Below are 1,462 nucleotides of genomic sequence, written 5' to 3' on the forward strand. Positions count from 1 at the left end.
GGCGGCGGCCTCGACGACGCGCCGCGAGAGGGCCGGCAGGTCGTGGCGGACGGCCGCGATGCGGGCGGCCACATCGCGGGCCGAGTCCCTCACCCCGTCCACGAACAGGGGGTAGTCGGCCCCCAGCAGCTCCTCATGCGCCACGGTCCGGTTCAGGAGCGGCGGCACTCCGACCGCGCAGCTCTCCAGCACCTTCGTGGAGATCTCGAGCGAGAGGTCCAGGGCGGGGGCGCGCCAGCCCAGAGAGACGTCCGCGGCCGCGGTGCGGGCCATGGACTCCTCGCGGGAGAGCGCTCCCGTCCACTCGAAGTCGGGCCGGTCGGCCTCGAGGCGGGAGCGCATCGCCGCCGCCCAGCCGGGCCGGTCCCGCTCGGGATGGACCTTGTCCCCCACCATCGTGAGCGTGGCCGGGACGCCGGCCTCGTGGAGGGCGGTCAGCACGTCCGGCATGAGGTCGGTGCGCCAGTCGTGGGCGAACTTGCCCGTGTACACGAGACGCACTGGGCCGTCGGCGGGCGCTTCGGCGCGTTCGGCCGGAGCGAGCCCGTCCGGCACCATCGGCGAGAGCAGCTCGGTGCGCCCGGCGGCGGCCGGGACCATCGCCTCGAGCACGGCGCGGGCCTGGGGCGTCTGGGCCAGCATCAGACGGCTCGCCGCGGCGATGCGACCGAGCTCCTCGACGCGCCCGGCCGGGAAGCCGTCCTCCACGTAGCCGTACTCGGTCACGTAGGACCACAGCCGCCCCGGGAAGGCGCCGCGGTCGGCGAGCTCGAGACAGGCGTGGATGCCGCGCACGAGCACCACGTCGTACCGGGACTCCTCGTCCCGGCGGGCCAGCACGTCCGCGGCGCGGGAGGGGTTCATGCCCCCCTGCCCGGCCGCCGGCTCGGCGGCGAGCACGCGCACCCCCGTCAGGGCGCGCAGCGGAGCGGTGAGCAGGTCCCGGCGTTCGACGGCCTTGAGCTGGACGTCCACGCTCGCACCCGTGCGGGCGAGGGTCTCCGCCAGGGAGGGCAGCCACGTGGCGGAGCCGTCGATGACGTTCAGGTCGACGTCGCCGTAGAGCAGGACGCGCACGCCGGCGGCGTCGGTCAGGCGGTCGGGGTGGTGCGTGTTCATGCGCTCTCCTCCGGGCAGGCGGCGAGGACGTCGGCGATCCCCTGGGGCGCGTCGCCCGGGTCCTCGGTGAAGTGCAACGGCGTCCGGTCCGCGCCGGCCTCGACCACGATGACGTCCCCGGCGTGCAGCAGGGCGAGGGCCCCGAGCCGGTGCCGGTGACGGCCCCGGGAGAGCACCCAGACGGTGACCCCGCGCGCGGCGGCCGCGCTCACGGCACCCCGCAGCTCGAGGTAGAGGGCTGCGCCGGCGGCGTCGAGGGCCCCGGCCCACGGCCCGTCCACGCCGTCCACGTCCACGACGACGGCCTCCACGCGTTCGGCCACCGCGCCCGCGGTGCCCGGCA

Annotated in this window: 1 protein-coding gene and 1 pseudogene; both read right to left on the minus strand. The window is 76.3% G+C overall.

Annotated features, from left to right (window positions below):
* Positions 1-1,119, minus strand: a pseudogene (locus HMPREF3105_RS01325) (glycosyltransferase family 4 protein); the annotation flags it as partial.
* Positions 1,116-1,462, minus strand: a 347-nt coding sequence (locus tag HMPREF3105_RS13145) for a hypothetical protein (RefSeq protein ID WP_210401412.1), incomplete at its 5' end; no start/stop codon positions are given. The gene HMPREF3105_RS13145 and the pseudogene HMPREF3105_RS01325, both read right to left, overlap by 4 nt.

This window comes from Micrococcus sp. HMSC31B01 (assembly GCF_001816085.1).
GTDB classification, from domain to species: Bacteria; Actinomycetota; Actinomycetes; order Actinomycetales; family Micrococcaceae; genus Micrococcus; species Micrococcus luteus.